Origin of the sequence: Tsukamurella conjunctivitidis (assembly GCF_007858475.1) — a bacterium.
GTDB lineage: Bacteria > Actinomycetota > Actinomycetes > Mycobacteriales > Mycobacteriaceae > Tsukamurella > Tsukamurella conjunctivitidis.
In genome coordinates, this window is the sequence record NZ_VIGX01000053.1 from 1 (window position 1) to 931 (window position 931).

Consider the following 931-nt stretch of genomic DNA (forward strand, 5'->3'; position numbering starts at 1 on the left):
CGGGTGGGTCGGCAAAGGTGGTGGGGGCGGTGCGTGCCCCCTCCACGTTGGGGACGCACCTGCGGTCCTACACCCACGGTCACACACTCCAGCTGGGAGCCGTCAATCGCCAGCTCCTGACCAACTTGGCTCCCCTGGTCCCCACCCTCTTCGGCAGCGATCCCCTGGTCATGGTCGACCTCGACGATACGATCCGCGAGGTGCACGGGTACGCGAAGCAGGCGGTGGCCTACGGGTACAACCATGTCAAGGGCCTCAACGCGCTGGTCGCCACCATCAGCACCGACCACTCTGCGCCCGTGATCGCAGGCGCCCAACTGCGTCGCGGCAACGTGAAGTCGGGGGACCACGCAGCCTGGCATGCCACGAGAGCCCTCACCCTGGCCAAGAAGGTCCGCCCCGCGACCCAGATCATGGGGCGGGCCGACAGCGCGTTTTGCACCTGCACCTTCGTCCACGCCTTCCAAGACGCTGGATGCTGGTTCTCCGTGACCATCCCCCAGTGGCAGACCGTGATCCGAGCCATCACCATGATCGAGGAAGATGCCTGGGTGGGCATCCACTACCCCGACGCCATCTTCGAAGAAGACACCGGTGAGTGGATCAGTGACGCTGAGGTCGCTGAAGTCCCTTTCACCGCTTTCACCTCCCATCCCAAGGAGGACCAAGTGACGTGCCGCCTGATCGTGCGACGCGTCAAGCGGCTCAACCCGAAGGCTCACGCGGGCCAGGGGGAACTCTTCGACACGTACAGGTACCACCCCTCACTCACCATCCCGGAATTCTCCGCAGCTCCCATGCCGACCCTTCGCCCGTCCAGCGCTGCAGGCGTTGAGCGGACCCAGCGAATCCTCTCCACCGCACCCACTGACCTCACGCCGCACTCCAGCCAGCCCGCATCGGGCACACGGCCGTCCAGCAGCACCCTCGG

The 931-nt window shown here is 65.8% G+C and carries 1 protein-coding gene; it reads left to right on the forward strand.

The annotated features are described in order from the left end of the window. Positions 1–170: 170 nt before the first annotated feature. Positions 171–931 (forward strand): transposase (locus FK530_RS24285; RefSeq protein WP_193560358.1); only part of this gene is annotated, 761 nt, incomplete at its 3' end.